The 14679-nt window shown below is 54.2% G+C and carries 11 protein-coding genes; 8 read left to right on the top strand and 3 right to left on the bottom strand.

What is annotated here, in order from left to right:
- Positions 1–41: 41 nt before the first annotated feature.
- Both MJ768_RS04190 and MJ768_RS04185 read right to left on the bottom strand, forming a co-directional pair.
- The gene (locus MJ768_RS04190) at positions 42–236 is read right to left on the bottom strand and encodes a hypothetical protein (protein ID WP_239288226.1); all 195 of its coding nucleotides are present in this window, start codon (positions 234–236) and stop codon (positions 42–44) included.
- Positions 237–643: 407 nt separating this feature from the next.
- Positions 644–2851 carry a GumC family protein gene (locus MJ768_RS04185; protein WP_239288224.1) on the bottom strand — a complete coding sequence of 736 codons (2208 nt, stop codon included), beginning with the start codon at positions 2849–2851 and terminating at the stop codon, positions 644–646.
- A 437-nt stretch (positions 2852–3288) separates the two neighbouring features.
- Here MJ768_RS04185 and MJ768_RS04180 point away from each other — a divergent pair, with 437 nt between their 5' ends.
- Positions 3289–4860 (top strand): M48 family metalloprotease, encoded by a 1572-nt coding sequence (locus MJ768_RS04180; protein ID WP_239288221.1) that lies wholly within the window; start codon positions 3289–3291, stop codon positions 4858–4860.
- A 282-nt stretch (positions 4861–5142) separates the two neighbouring features.
- Here the strand turns inward: MJ768_RS04180 and polA are convergent, their stop codons facing one another.
- Positions 5143–7881, bottom strand: a complete 2739-nt coding sequence (polA, locus tag MJ768_RS04175) for a DNA polymerase I (RefSeq protein ID WP_239288212.1) — start codon at positions 7879–7881, stop codon at positions 5143–5145.
- A 24-nt stretch (positions 7882–7905) separates the two neighbouring features.
- On the opposite strand from polA, the gene MJ768_RS04170 reads away from it, so the two are divergent.
- From MJ768_RS04170 to MJ768_RS04140, 7 genes are all read left to right on the top strand, one after another.
- Positions 7906–8622 carry an LOG family protein gene (locus tag MJ768_RS04170; protein WP_239288209.1) on the top strand — a complete coding sequence of 239 codons (717 nt, stop codon included), beginning with the start codon at positions 7906–7908 and terminating at the stop codon, positions 8620–8622.
- A gap of 82 nt (positions 8623–8704) precedes the next feature.
- A complete protein-coding gene (locus MJ768_RS04165; RefSeq protein WP_239288207.1) occupies positions 8705–9130 on the top strand; it encodes a DUF2782 domain-containing protein in 426 nt (141 codons plus the stop codon).
- Between the two features lie 15 nt (positions 9131–9145).
- Positions 9146–10090, top strand: a complete 945-nt coding sequence (locus tag MJ768_RS04160; protein WP_239288206.1) for a homoserine kinase — start codon at positions 9146–9148, stop codon at positions 10088–10090.
- A gap of 10 nt (positions 10091–10100) precedes the next feature.
- Positions 10101–10862 carry a BPSS1780 family membrane protein gene (locus MJ768_RS04155; protein ID WP_239288205.1) on the top strand — a complete coding sequence of 254 codons (762 nt, stop codon included), beginning with the start codon at positions 10101–10103 and terminating at the stop codon, positions 10860–10862.
- A 196-nt stretch (positions 10863–11058) separates the two neighbouring features.
- Positions 11059–12222, top strand: coding sequence for a Fic family protein (locus tag MJ768_RS04150; protein WP_239288204.1), 1164 nt, complete (start codon positions 11059–11061; stop codon positions 12220–12222).
- 260 nt (positions 12223–12482) lie between these two features.
- Positions 12483–12656, top strand: coding sequence for a hypothetical protein (locus tag MJ768_RS04145; protein ID WP_239288202.1), 174 nt, complete (start codon positions 12483–12485; stop codon positions 12654–12656).
- A 125-nt stretch (positions 12657–12781) separates the two neighbouring features.
- Complete coding sequence (locus tag MJ768_RS04140; protein WP_239288201.1) at positions 12782–14629, top strand: BPTD_3080 family restriction endonuclease; 1848 nt, start codon at positions 12782–12784, stop codon at positions 14627–14629.
- Positions 14630–14679 lie beyond the last annotated feature (50 nt).

Below are 14679 nucleotides of genomic sequence, written 5' to 3'. Positions count from 1 at the left end.
AGCTTGGTAGGTTTGGGCAGAATGAAATGAAGCCCAACATCTCACCGCTCACCATAACCATCTACTCCATCACCTGTTTTCTCGCCCCACATCCGATGCTGCCAGATGCCGCGCTCACGCTTGGCTTGGCGGCTGGCACGAATGTGCTGGCTTTTTTGCCAGCCGCCACGAGAATCCGGCCTCGGTAAGCGACCAGCGCAGAAGATAGTCAGCTGTATCGGCTTCGTCGGTAACACATCTGCTCACCCACTCCTGGTAATGTCGGGCTTCATTTTATTCAGCTCAATCTACCGACCTGAAAGTGCGCCGCAAAGATTTTTAATTCTTGCAGATTAGTCGGTGGCGCGTGCACAGCGGGTCAATTTAGCGCAAAAAAAACCGGGTACCCAATGAACTAATATCAATAATAATAGCAAGCTATCCATATCATACGAGAGCCAATGCCGCATTTAGCTCACAGAATCAGTTGACAGGTTCAATACCAAAAAACTCATATCACGGGTGATATGAAACAGGCTTTAAATCCGATTTCCAACCTTCACAGGAAATCAAATAGGCATGTAGCGCTCTTATGATATAGATAGTTCGCTATGCATTTGATGCAGGACACGATGATGGCCTTTGCCCAGCAAAGCGAGCGAATCTAGGCCTGTCGCGCCACCGACATTAAGCGCTCCACCTGCTCCAGCCCCAGCCGTTTTCCGGCGGGTGCCATGGCGCTGTAGATGGCCGCCTGCGCTGCGCTCATTTGCCCGACCGCGCGGGCGAGGTCTGCCATGCGAATGCCCTGGCGGGCCAGAAAGGCGGCATAGGTGTGGCGCAGCGCGTCAGGCGTGACTTCAGCGGGCTGGTCGACGCCCGCGTCATGGGCCGCGTAAAGCAGTTCTGTCGTCAGGTCATTGAGCGCAACCGGTTTAGCATTCGCATCGCCGAGCAACGGTTGGGCGTCGCCTGCCGGGGTGGTTTTGAAAGTGTTGACGATCACCTCATGCAAGGTGCCGTCCAGCGGAATGTCGCGCGCTGCAGTTCGCGAATCGTCGCCTTCATGGCTGCTTGCGACGTGCAGTGTCCGCGCGGCCGTATTGACATCACTGCCGCGCAGCGTGATCGCCTCTTCCGGACTGACTCCCCTGAGCAGCAGGTGGGCAAACAGCAACACTGTGGGCGAGGCATTGGTCAGGATGCCTGCCAGCTCTTCTTGCAGCAGCTCGCGCGGTTGGATCACGGGCGGCAGCATCGTCGCGCGCCCGTCGTATTCCACCGCAAGCGGCATTCGGTGCGCTAGGGCAGCCACATTGTCCTGCCCCGAGTCATATCCCAAGCCGTAGTTCGGATTGCCCGGGTAAGGTGATGGCTGAGACACGATCCAAGTGGGCGGCGCGTCAACCCGGTTGAACAGTTCAACCACCCACATCGCCAGCAGCGCCAGCAAAAATGCACCGCCCAGCACGATGGCCGCATCGCGCGTGTACTGCGGCTGCCACGGCTCGCGCGGTGCAAAAGCAGGCTCCACCACCCGCACCGATGGCCTGCGCGCGGCCTCACCCGCCTCCTGGCGCGCCTTGCGCTGGGTCGCGTCGCGCAGCAGCGACTCCAGCGGCGCAAGTTCGTCGCGCATGGTGCGAAATTCATTGAAGCGCGCGGCAAACTGCTGCAGCGCACCACGGTTGCCTGAGGCCTGCTGCGCCATGCGGGCAACGGTATCGCGCGCCGCGTTGACCCCGTCACGCGCGTCAGCCAACGCCGAGCTCTGGTCTGACTGCGCCACCTGCCCACTGCTTTGCCGCTGGTTGACAATCTGACGCTCTAGCTCGGCCAGGCGATTCTTGACCGCGCGTGCGCGTGGGTCCATTGCCATGTATGCAGGCGTGTAGCCACGGCTCAGCTCGCTGAGTTCTTCGCGGGCTTGGGATGCGCGCTGCTCCAGATTGTCCAGCGTGGCGTTGGGTCGCACCGGCGCTGCAATGGGCCTGCCAACGGCTGCAGATTCGGTCATCGCGCGCAGTTTGCCTTCGGCAATCGCCAATGTTTCCTGGGCTTTGTTGAGCGCTTCGGTTTGGCCTTTGATGCGGCCCAAGACTTCGTTTTCTTCGCGCTCGAAGGAGACGATGTTATGGCGCAGGCGAAAGTCTTCCATCTGGCGGCGCTGGGTTTGAACCTTTTGGGTAAGTTTGGCGACTTCGTCACTGATCTGAATCAACGAGCTGCCTGAGGTTTTTGCATAGGCATCGTTCAGCTGGCCGGTGTAGGCAACGACCAATTCATTGACCAGCGTGGCGGCAAGTGCAGCATCGGGACCGCGTGATGACAACTCGACCACATCCGTCCCCTCGGCCACCCTGGCCTGCAGCCCCGCCTGCAAGGCGGAGACCGGGTCCGCTCCCAACCGGGAAGCGGTGTCACGCTGTGTGTCGGGCAATTTTTCCAGCACCGCCTTGACCAGCGGGCGGCTGGTCAGCACTTGCAGCTCGTTCAAGAGCGAGCGCGGCACGTTGGCGCCTTGCGTGCCGCCGGTGGACACGGCCGCTTCAACCTGAACCGCACCGGGGTTGATCTGAACCCTCGCGCCGGCCAGATAGATTGCGGGGCGCGAATAGTTGTAAAACAGGCCGATGGTAGCCAGAACCAAAAATGTGCCTGCAAAAACAAGAAGTTTGCGTCTGTTGGCGCGCTGCGTGGGAGAAGAGAACATGGCTAAGACCTTTCTGGCAGCGGCTGTGCAAGGACTTAAATCAGGCCGCCTTTGAAATTGAAGAATACTCAATTCATGGCGGGATGAGCTGGCGTATAGGAAAAATAAACGCGCTTTTTCATACTCACCGAATGTATCGGAAAGCAGTTTGGTCGTCAACCTGACCTGCAAGTCATCCGAAATTCACATAATTTGTGCCTAACCGGTAGCAAAAAATGTTGGCTGTGGGTTCTTTTTTCTGCTTACGCGAAATACGCACAAGGCAGAAGGTCAGCTTAATCATAAAGAGCGTTAAGAAAGATTAGCTGGAATCAGGTGGGGTCGAAAAGATCTTGGGCTTGCGCAGGTACTCTGTGCGGCGCTCGGGAGGGCATGCTGAGACGATTTAGAATTTTAGCTCGATAGGTTGGACCTGCCTGATTGCGTGCTTGATTATTTTGAAAGCAACGTGCTATATCATTCAATGACTCAATCGTTTAACTATATTTTTACTTTCAGGCTTACAAAAAGCTATTACCATACCTATCTATTCCACTATTCTTTAACCGACTTTGCGTTAACCTACTAGGCTCCAACCTATAGCTAAGGGAATCCTCATGTTGAATCAAATAAACACTAGAAACTTAATATTTACCTTATTAACGACGGTCACATTATTAACTTCAGCATGCGGCACGAATCCCGTTACTAAAAAAAAGGAATTTCAAATTGTGTCTGAATCTCAAGAAATATCAATTGGTACACAAAATTATGGTCCTGCTCGCCAATCACAAGGTGGCGATTACATTATCGACCCTGAACTCACCGCTTATGTGCAAAGTGTAGGCGATAAGCTTGCCGCGGCTTCTGATCGTAAACTACCTTATGAATACACGGTGCTAAATGAGTCCATACCCAATGCCTGGGCGATGCCTGGTGGAAAAATCGCTTTTAATCGTGGACTGCTTTACGAACTCAATAGCGAGGCTGAACTTGCCGCGGTCATGGGGCATGAAATGGTCCACGCCGCCGCAAGACATGGAGCAAAAAACATGGAGCGCGGGATACTCATGCAAGGAGCAATGATTGCAGTTGGTATAGGCGCGCAAAACACTGATTATGCAAACCTGATTGTTGGCGGCGCTCAACTAGGCGCACAACTTGCCACGAGTAAATATGGGCGCGATGCAGAAAGAGAAGCGGATCTATATGGTATGCAATATATGAAAAAAGCGGGTTACGACCCAACAGCTGCCGTGACCTTGCAAGAGACTTTCGTCAAGTTAAGTGCTGGACGTCAAAGTAATTTTATTGAGGGTTTATTTGCCAGCCATCCACCATCACCTGAGCGTGTGGCTGCCAACAAAATCACATTGGCAACAGTCGGTGCTGGCGGGGAATGGGGTAAAGAGGTTTATGCGCAAAAAGTAGGCAAATTGAAATCTACTCAGGCAGCCTATAAAGCTTATGACGAAGGCGTAAAAGCACTAGCGGCTAAAGATACAGCGAAAGCCACCACATTAGCAAAACAAGCCATTGCCGCCGAACCACGTGAAGCACGTTTTCAAGAGCTATTGGGTGACATTGCTTTAACTCAGAACAAACCAGAAGAGGCTTTATCGTTTTATGATAAAGCCATCAAAATGCAACCTGATTACTTTAAACCGCACATTCAAAGTGGCATTGCGCTATTCAATTTAGGGAAAAAAGCCGAAGCTGATCCTTTTCTTAAGCGTGCCAATGAATTACTACCTACTGCACCTGGTCATGCGTTGTTAGGCCAAATCGCTGAAGAGCGCGGTCAAACAGATGAAGCACTGCAACATTATCAAATTGCCTCGGCTTCTAATTCAGATATTGGCAAAGAAGCAACAGCACGTGCCGTACACTTAGATTTACCAAGCAACCCTGCGAAGTATATTCAGGCAGGTGTGCAGGCGGATAATACGGGTAATTTATATGCTGTCGTGCAAAATAGCACCTCTATTCCAGTAGGTCGAGTTCAAGTGCGTGTAGTGAAATATGATGCGAAAACAGGACGAGCTGTGTCACAAAGCGCCCCTTTAATAATTAAAGGCGGTGTAGCTCCTGGTAAGCGTAATCAAGTGGCAGTCGGCACTAAAATAGCCACTGCACAAGAAGAGCGGTTATATAAAGTGGTGGTCGAGGCTGCCGAGTTAGCACAGTAGATTTTTATAAGAGAGCAATTCATAAGGTAAATGCCTAAGCTCAAATGCACCAGCTTGCGCATTGCGGCACTAAGCTCGGTTGGGCTAAATGTAATAAAGCCCAACATCTCACTGCGCTGCCAGCCGCCGCGAGAACCCGGCTTTGATGAGCGACCAGCGCAGTAGATAGTGAGCATCGCCCGGTGATAAGCTTTCTACATCGCTTGCAGGTTCGGGCACTTATCAGAATATAAAACGGGTGCGGGCTTTCCAGAAGCCCATGCCAAGCAACAACGAGGCTGCTCAATGCGCCGCTTCCCAATTCTCGCCTTCACCAAGCCCAACTTCAAGCGGCACCTTCAACTCGGCCACGTGGCACATCAGCCCAGGCAGATTTTCTTTTACTAGCGCCAATTCATTCTCCGGCACTTCGAGCACCAGTTCATCATGAACTTGCATGATAAGTCGAGTATGCATCTGTTCGCGCTCTATCCAATTTTGCACTGCGGCCATTGCCAGCTTGATTAAATCTGCTGCGGTGCCCTGCATGGGCGCATTAATGGCGGCACGTTCGGCGGCTTGGCGGCGCATGCCGTTGCCGCCGTTAATTTCCGGCAGCCACAATCTGCGCCCGAATACCGTTTCCACGTAGCCTTGCTGCTTAGCCTGCTGGCGCGTGCGCTGCATGTAGTCGGCCACGCCGGGGTAGCGCATGAAATAGAGATCTATATATTGCTGCGCGGCGCTACGCTCGATATTAAGTTGCGAAGCCAGGCCGAATGCGGACATGCCGTAGATAAGGCCGAAGTTGATGACCTTGGCGTAACGCCGTTGCTCATTGCTCACGGCATCCAGCGGGGTGGAAAAAACTTCCGCCGCAGTGGCGCGATGGATGTCCTCGGCATTCGCGAAAGCCCTGAGCAAGCCCTGGTCACCAGACAGGTGTGCCATGATGCGCAATTCGATTTGCGAATAGTCGGCAGAGACGATGCGGCTACCGGGCGGTGCGATGAACGCTTCACGAATGCGGCGCCCTTCAATTGTGCGCACCGGGATGTTCTGCAAGTTGGGATCGCTGGAAGCCAATCGTCCTGTCACTGCCACAGCCTGCGAGTAGCTGGTATGCACGCGCCCGGTTTTGCGATTAACCATTTGCGGCAGCTTATCGGTGTAAGTGGATTTAAGTTTCGCCATGCCACGATATTCGAGCAGGAGTTTGGGAAGCGGGTAATCCAGCGCCAGTTCCTGCAACACCTCTTCGTCAGTGGAGGGCGTGCCACTGGGAGTTTTTTTCTTGACGGGCAGGCCGAGTTTATCGAACAGGATTTCCTGGATTTGCTTGGGCGAGTTGAGATTAAATTTCTGCCCTGCCGCCGCGTATGCCTGCGCTTCAATGTTAATGAGTTTCTCGCCCAGTTCGCGGCTCTGTCCCGCCAGCTTGACGCTGTCTATCAATACGCCATTGCGCTCCATGATGTATAGCACTTGTCGTGCGGGTAGTTCTATATTGCGGTACACCTCATCCAGCTTGCCTTGCAGCTTGATCTGCGAAATCAGTGCTTGATGCAGTTGCAGAGTAATGTCGGCATTTTCTGCTGCATAGTTTGTAGCGGTTGCCAAGTCCACTTGATCGAAGCAAATTTGTTTGACACCCTTGCCTACTACTTCGGCATAGCTTGTGGTCTTCACGCCGAGATGTCGCAGCGCAAGGCTGTCCAAGTCGTGCGGCTTGTGGCTTTCCAGCACGTAAGATTGCAGCAGTGTGTCCTCGGCGATGCCCGCAAGCTGAATAGCATGGTTGGCAAAGATGTGCTGATCAAATTTGAGATCTTGTCCCAGTTTTTTGTGTTGGGCGCTTTCCAGCCACGGCTTAAGTTTTAATAGCGCATGCTCACGGCTTAGTTGATCCGGTGCCCCGGGGTAGTGGTGTGCCAGTGGCAGGTAGGCTGCGTGATGGGGTTGGATGGCAAATGAGATGCCCACCAGTTGTGCGCTCATCATGTCCAGTGCGGTGGTTTCGGTGTTCATGCTCACCAATTCGGCCTGCAGGATTTTTTCCAGCCAGGTGTCGAGTTGCGTTTCCGTCAGGATCGTTTCGTAATTCACCGGGGCAAGCACAGGCGCTTCTGCTGCAAACATGCTGGCTTGCCGCATCCCATCCTCTTCCCCAACTTGTTTTGCTGAGGACGAAGGCGCGGCAGGAGAAAGTTCGCGTAGCCAACTTTTGAAACCACAACGTTCAAACACGCTGCGAAGTTGCGCGTTGTCCGGTGGTGGTGCCACCAGTTCATCAAAGTGTACGGGCAATTCAACGTCGCACTTTACGGTAATTAGCATGCGGCCTCGCGGCAGCCAGTTCAGCGCGTTGCGCAGGTTGTCCCCCACCACCCCGGAAATTTCGTGTGCATGTGCCATTAAATTATCCAGCGTGCCATATTGCCTTAGCCATTTGACAGCAGTCTTGGGGCCTACCTTGGGCACACCCGGCACGTTATCCACCGTGTCGCCGGTCAGGGTAAGGTAATCGACGATATGTTCCGGCGGCAAACCGAATTTAGCCAGCACGCCCGCTTCGTCCAGCGTTTCATTGCTCATGGTGTTAACCAGTTGCACTTGGCTGTTTACCAGTTGCGTTAGGTCTTTATCGCCGGTGGAGATAATGCAGCGTGCGCCACCTACTGTTGCCTGCTGTGCCAGTGTACCGATCACATCGTCCGCCTCCACTCCGTCAATCATCAGGATATTCCAGCCGGAGGCGGCGATAAGCTGATGCAGCACTGCAATTTGCGCGGCAAGAGCCTCTGGCATGGCAAGGCGATGCGCTTTGTAGTCGGCATATAAGTCATCGCGGAAGGTTTTACCTTTGGCGTCGAAGACGCAGGCGCTATAATCCGCCGGGTAATCGGCGCGCAGGCGGCGCAGCATGTTAAGCACACCGTAGATCGCCCCGGTTGGTTCACCATGCGGGCTGCGCAGGTCAGGCATTGCATGGAATGCGCGATAAAGATAAGACGAGCCATCAACCAGCAGCAATGTTTTCATTTTTTGTAAAAGGGTTCTTCAATCATGAGCAATCAGTCCAAACTGCCTTCTTCGAAATTGCCGGAAGTATGGAATTCAAAAGAGGCATGGCGTGTGTTTGGCATTATGTCAGAATTCGTATCTGCCACTGACCGACTGAATATCATCCAGCCAGCCGTCAGCATTTTCGGTAGCGCACGCACCAAGCCGAATCATCCATATTACAAAAAAACAGAAGAAATTGCGCGGCTGCTATCCGATGCGGGTTTTTCCGTTATTTCGGGCGGAGGGCCCGGCATTATGGAAGCGGCCAACAAGGGCGCATATTATGGCAAGTCACCCAGTGTAGGGCTGAACATCCAATTACCGCACGAGCAGCACAACAATCCCTATCAAAATATCAGCCAGACTTTCCAGCACTTTTTTGTGCGCAAGGTCATGTTCGTTAAATTTGCCAGTGCCTATGTGGTCATGCCTGGCGGCTTCGGTACGCTAGATGAGCTGATGGAAGCGCTCACTCTGGTGCAGACCGGCAAGACACGACGCATCCCCATCATTCTGGTGGGCAGCGAATTTTGGCGCGGCATGCTGGACTGGTTCCGGCAAACACTGATCGCCGAAGGCATGATCAGTCCGCAGGACATGGATTTGGTTCAGTTGATCGATAATGCAGAAGAGGTAGTAAGCGCCATTTTCAGTCATTATGAGACCCGCGGCTTTGAGCTTTCTGAGGCTGAACGTGAAATGCAATTGAACCTGTGATGGGTGCAAGGATGAAGGAATAAATTTAAATAACAGGTCGTTTTAAGAGGCTTTTTCCTTGCGTATCAGCTAGAATGCGGCCATGGAAAATCACCGGGGGAATATGATGCGCCTGATTACCACCTTATTCCTGAGTGGCTTGTTCAGCACAGCCTTCGCCGCACAGCCGCAACTGCCCGGTCTGCAACCGTTGCCACCTCCCCCGCCATTTGATGCCAACGCACAACATACTGATTTGTTACCGTTGCCACTCCAGCCGTCCAACAAATTGCCCGACGATGATCGCACGCAGGACGCTGCTCTGGGTCAGGAAATTACCATCACCAAGCAGCCTGAACAGACCGTGGAAGAGTACCGCGCTGGCGGGAAGCTTTATATGATCAAGATTACCCCGAAAGTTGGACCACCCTATTATTTGGTGGATGACCTTGGCGATGGCAAATTTTCACATTATCAAAATCTGGATCCAGGATTTCGTATGCCACGTTGGATTATCCATAGATTCTGATACGAGTTCCGAAATATGGCAGTTTTTACCCGTGTTACTGAGCCAGAACTAATCTCTTGGCTGGACGATTATTCGCTAGGCCAATTACTGGAATTGCAAGGTGTTGCCTCGGGGATCGAGAACACCAACTACTTTGTCACTACCAGCAATGGCCGCTTCGTGCTGACGCTGTTTGAAAAACTTGCTGCCAGCGAACTGCCGTTCTACCTCAATCTGATGTCTCATTTGGCCCGTCACGGCATTCCTTGCCCCAGCCCAGTGGCCAATCGGCATAACCAATTCTTGAGCGAGCTGAATGGCAAGCCTGCGTGCATTGTCAGTCGTTTGTCAGGCAAGTCGTTGATGAATCCAGAGGTGATCCACTGTGCCGCTATAGGCGGAATGCTGGGCCGATTACACAATGCAGCAAGGAGCTTTGCGGAAACCATGCCCAACGCACATGATGCAGTTTGGCGTACGCGTGCCGCGCAACAGGTAACACCGTTTCTATCACCGCAGGACGCAGCGCTACTGGAAAGCGAAGTTGCATTCCACGGGAAACATACGCTTGCCGCGCTACCGCAAGGCGTGATCCACGCTGACCTATTCCGCGACAATGTACTGTTTGATGGTGCGCGCATCGGCGGCCTGATCGATTTCTACTTCGCCTGTAACGACAGTCTCTTGTACGATGTGGCCATCACCGTGAATGACTGGTGCATGGGCGCAGACAGCATTCTGGACAAGGCGCGCACTCAAGCCCTGTTGCAGGCCTACCATGAGGTGCGGCCAATGCAAAAGGAAGAACATATTGCCTGGCCAATTGCCTTGCGTGCAGCAGCACTGCGTTTCTGGCTATCGCGCCTGTACGATATGCACTTGCCACGCGAAAATGAACTGATACACGCGCACAACCCAGACCAATTTAAATGCATTCTGCAACGGCACATCGCCGCGAACAGCAATGTTATTTGGCTATAGCGAGGCAAAAATGGAGGCACGAAAAGTAAATATTGCCAATGGCTGGCTATGGATAAAGCAGGGGTACTGGTTGTTCAAAAAAAGTCCGGTGTTGTGGGTGGTTCTGGCAGCCATCGGCGCAATCGGGCTAATCGGCATTGCTACCATCCCGGTGATCGGCGACCCGTTAGCCACGCTGCTATTCCCGGTCCTGCTCGCTGGCTATATGCTTGGCTGCCATGCGCTGGAGCATGACGAAGAACTGGAACTATCGCATTTGCTCGCTGGATTCCGCAACAATACTACGCAACTGGTCACATTAGGCGGTATCAGCTTGATTAGCCAAATGCTGATATTAGGCGTGATGACGCTCACCGGCGGCGCTACTCTGGTAAGTGTCCTGATGAGCGGCAAGCCGGTGGACAACCCGGAAATACTAGCACAAGCCGCTGCGGGCGCGGGCATTGCACTGACGTTAGGCATGGCATTGATCAGCGTGTTGCTAATGTCGATGCAGTTTGCTCCGATGCTGATAATCTTTGACAAAATGTCGCCCATTGACGCGCTGAAAACCAGCTTGTTAGCCTGTCTGCGCAACATCCTCCCGCTGTCGTTGTATGGCGCGATGATGTTACTTTTCATGATGATTGCCTCCATGCCAATGATGTTAGGTTGGCTGGTTTTACTGCCAGTGATGATTAGCTCAATGTACGCTATCTATCGTAATTTATTTCCGACTCCAACAGAACTCGCGATGGCTCTTGAGGGCGAAATAATTACGCGCGACCAGTAGCAACGCAGCTATGGATTCGACTTACAGTCAGTTGATCCAACAATCCAGTCCCCCTGGATAAACCGACATGGCCATCAAGAAATCCGACCTTTATTCCTCCCTCTGATGGTGAACGTCCACCTGGGAAGAATGGGCTTTATTAAATAAATAGGCTATAATTTAAATAACATAATTTCTTATTAAAGGCTCGTAGCCCATGCACAGAGACATCACTGGCCGCTATACCTCAAGCCTTGCAGGCGGAGAAATGGTGAATGCCTTTGTGCCCAGCCCATTGCCGCCCGCCCCCCCGCTGGAGTTAAGCGGGGCGCGGCAACGTCTGCTCGAACGCACCACGCTGGCAATTGGTCGGCTCGACAGCGTGAGCACGCTGCTTCCCGACCCGCAACTTTTTCTGTACGCCTATGTGCGCCGCGAAGCCGTGTTGTCCTCGCAGATCGAAGGCACGCAATCTTCGTTGTCCGATCTATTGCTGTTCGAGCTGGACGAAGTACCCGGCGTGCCCTTTGACGACGTGGTCGAGGTATCCAACTACATCGCGGCGCTGGAATACGGCATGGCACGCCTGCGTGCAGATTTCCCGCTCTGCAACCGGCTATTGCGCGAAATGCATATCCACCTCATGGCGCGCGGTCGCGGCAGCGACAAAGCGCCGGGGGACTTTCGCCGCAGCCAGAGCTGGATCGGCGGCACCCGCCCCGGCAATGCCCGCTTCGTGCCGCCCCCGCCGCAGGAAGTGGAACCCTGCATGGCAGCGCTGGAACAATTCATCAACCAGCCAGCCGATACAACCCCCGTGCTGATCAAGGCTGCTTTGGCGCATGTGCAATTTGAAACCATCCACCCCTTTCTCGATGGAAATGGCAGGCTCGGCCGCCTGCTCATCGCGTTGCTGTTGCATCAGGGCGGCCTGCTCACGCAGCCGCTGCTGTACCTGAGTCTGTATTTCAAACAACATCGCCCCCTGTATTACGAGCTGCTCGACCGGGTGCGCACCGATGGCGACTGGGAAGCCTGGGTCGACTTTTTCCTCGAAGGTGTGGCGCAAACCGCGCAAGGCGCCGTGCAAACCGCGCAGCGGCTGATCGAACTGTTCCAACAGGATAGCCAACACATACAAACCACCGGGCGCGGCGCGGCCAATGCCCAACGCGTACTCAACGCCTTGCGCAGCCACCCCGTTGCCACCCTCAAACTGCTGTGTACGGAAACAGGCATGACTTTCCCGACCGTCGGCAAAGTCATGCAAACCCTGACCCAACTCGGCATCGCGCGCGAACTCACCGGCCAGCGCCGCAACCGCATATTTGTGTATGACGGTTATTTGAATATCCTGAATGAAGGCGGTGAAGCGCTATGACGACAGCCTGTGCGCGCTTCCAGCCGTTGCTCAATGACTTCAACCTGGAACAACTTTTCAACGAATTTGGCTAGGATCGTGCCAGCCTCAAACCGCAGGAGATTCCGGCCAACGGCGAGGTGCACACCCTCACCACCATTGCTCAGAAGCGCAGCGTTCCGCTGCTCACCCGATAGCACGAGCAATATCCCGCCCCGCGCTGCTGAAGATCGAGAAAGAAGCCACCAAGCTCGCCCACGAGCATCTGCTGGTGTTCGCCGATGCGGCACAAACCTTACTCACCTGGCTTGTGGGTCGCTCGCGTAACCGGTCAGCCCAACGCCACACGCACACTCACCTGTCACAAGGATGCTCGGCATTTGTTGGAAGATATTTTTGGTGGCGTAATTCCGTGCCATCTGTTAGCTCCTCTGGTGGGTGGTATTAAACGATAGGATTATGCTGGACATTACAGTACATTACCGGACTTCAGCAGCCCAAGTTTCACCTGAGATGAAACAATGGCCGCCGTCGAGCAGATACACATCTGCATCGCCAACAAGACCAATAGACACTGACCATGACCAACCCATTCTTTGATCACCCCATTCTCAACTCTCCTTATGATTGCCCGCCGAGGCATTGGGAGCTTGATGATGATGGGCAACCCACACAGCAGATTCTTGAAACTCGCCGCCCCGCGAAGTTCATCACGCCGATCCCGAAGCCCAAGAAGCGCAAAGGTGCTGCCAAGCAGGCCGGGTTTGTTTTCGAAGATGCAGCAGGGCTGTCAACGAAGGAGCAGCAGTACGACCCCACTTCGATCATCAATGAAGTACGCGGCCAAGTAGATACCTGGCGTTCTCTGCCTAACCCCAATCAATGGCAGGTTACGCCAGAGACAGCCCGCCTGTTGCAACACTGGCGGCATCACAAGTTCAACGGCGTCCGCCCATTCTTCTGCCAGGTGGAGGCGGTGGAAACCGCGATCTGGCTCACCGAGGTTGCACCCCAATCCAAGCATGGGAAAGGCGTTCTCGATCATCTCGCTGCGGCGAACAAGGATGCCAATCCAGAACTGATGCGGCTGGCGCTGAAACTCGCAACCGGCGCAGGCAAGACGACAGTGATGGCCATGCTCATTGCCTGGCAAACCATCAATGCGGTGCGCCGTCCGGCCAGCAAGCATTTCACGCGCGGTTTTCTGATCTGCGCCCCCGGCTTGACCATCAAGGATCGCCTGCGCGTCTTGCAACCCAATGACCCCAACAGTTACTACAAAGACCGCGAGTTGGTGCCGGGCGACATGCTCGACGACGTGAATCGTGCCAAGATCGTCATCACCAACTATCACGCCTTCAAGATGCGCGAACGCATCGAGCTTTCCAAGGGTGGGCGTCAATTGCTTCAGGGCCGCACGGGTGAAGAACCCAAGACGCTCGAAACCGAAGGCCAGATGCTCCAGCGCGTGATGCCCGACTTGATGGGCATGAAGAACATACTCGTCATCAACGATGAAGCGCACCACTGCTATCGCGAAAAGCCAAAAGACGCCGACGAAGAAGTCCTGAAAGGCGACGAAAAGAAAGAAGCCGAGAAAAACAGCGAAGCCGCGCGCCTGTGGATTTCCGGCCTCGAAGCCGTGAATCGCAAACTGGGTGTTGCCCGCGTCATGGATTTATCCGCCACCCCATTCTTCCTCAGTGGTTCCGGCTACGCGGAAGGCACGCTATTCCCGTGGACGATGAGCGACTTCTCGCTGATGGATGCCATCGAGTGCGGCATCGTCAAACTCCCGCGCGTCCCGGTGGCGCAGAACATACCGGGGCAGGAAATGCCGATGTTCCGCGACCTTTGGGAAAACCTCAAGGATGCTCAACCCAGATTGCCAAGAGGGGGTCGCACCGTTGCCGGTGAACTTGATCCGCTTAATCTGCCGACACTATTGCAAACGGCGCTGCAAGCACTGTATGGCCACTACGAGAAGACCTTCAAACTTTGGGATGAAGCGGGCATCAAGGTGCCGCCCTGTTTCATCATCGTCTGCCAGAACACCGCCATCTCCAAGCTGGTTTACGACTTCATTTCCGGCTTCCAGCGAATGCCCAACGAAGACGGCACCACACCGCCGCCCTTCCTCGGTGCCTTGCCACTGTTCCGCAATTACGACGAAACGACCAGCAATCCACTGCCGCGCCCCAACACGCTCCTCATCGACAGCGAGCAGCTCGAAGCCGGCGATGCCCTCGACGACAATTTTCGCGGCATGGCAGCGGACGAAATCGAGCTCTTCCGCCGTGAGATTGTGGAGCGCGCCCGCGATGCCCGTGCCGGCGACAACATTACCGACCAGGAGCTGTTGCGCGAAGTCATGAACACTGTCGGCAAACATGGGCAGCTTGGCGGTTCCATCCGCTGTGTCGTCTAGCAGCCTGTCGGGCTACCCGTTAATTCTGCCAGCCACCTGGTATTGCCGGG

The organism is Candidatus Nitrotoga sp. 1052 (assembly GCF_927312905.1).
Classification (GTDB): Bacteria; Pseudomonadota; Gammaproteobacteria; order Burkholderiales; family Gallionellaceae; genus Nitrotoga.
The sequence above is the reverse complement of the archived record's forward strand: the minus strand, read 5'-3'. Positions and strand labels throughout refer to the sequence as shown.